Source organism: Cellulomonas citrea (assembly GCF_009829685.1).
GTDB classification, from domain to species: domain Bacteria; phylum Actinomycetota; class Actinomycetes; order Actinomycetales; family Cellulomonadaceae; genus Cellulomonas; species Cellulomonas citrea.
On the sequence record NZ_VWSD01000419.1, the window covers coordinates 1 to 507 of the forward strand.

1 protein-coding gene is annotated in these 507 nt (G+C 46.0%); it reads left to right on the forward strand.

Annotated elements, in window-relative coordinates; all coding sequences use genetic code 11:
- On the forward strand, window positions 1-507 hold a 507-nt coding region (locus tag F2B26_RS17850; RefSeq protein WP_159811276.1), incomplete at both ends, for a hypothetical protein.

The following is a 507-nucleotide window of genomic DNA, read 5'->3' on the forward strand; positions in this document are numbered from 1 at the left end:
GCAACAGAAGCAGATGCACAACTGTATGCAAGATTAGCCAGTGCGGTTATTTATACGGATCCTGAAATGCGGGGTGCTTCCGACCTGATAGCGCGCAATAACCGCGGGCAATCGAGCCTTTGGAGCCATTCTATTTCAGGCGATCTGCCCATTGTGCTCGTGAAGATTGAGAACGCAGGCAATATTGAACTGGTAAAACAAATGATCCAGGCGCATGCTTACTGGCGCTTAAAAGGAATGACTGTTGACCTGGTTATCTGGAATGAAGATCATGGCAGTTACAGGCATACACTTCAAAACCAGATCATGTCGCTGGTAGTTCCGCTGGTGGGTGCCCAAATCAATGAAGATCCCGGCGGCGTTTTTATACGCTCTGCAGATCAGCTCTCCAATGAAGATCACATTCTTTTTCAAACGGTGGCCCGGGTGGTGTTGTCCGACAGATTCGGTTCATTAGAAGAACAGATCAACAGGAACATAAAAATAAAAAATGTAATTCCTTATTTT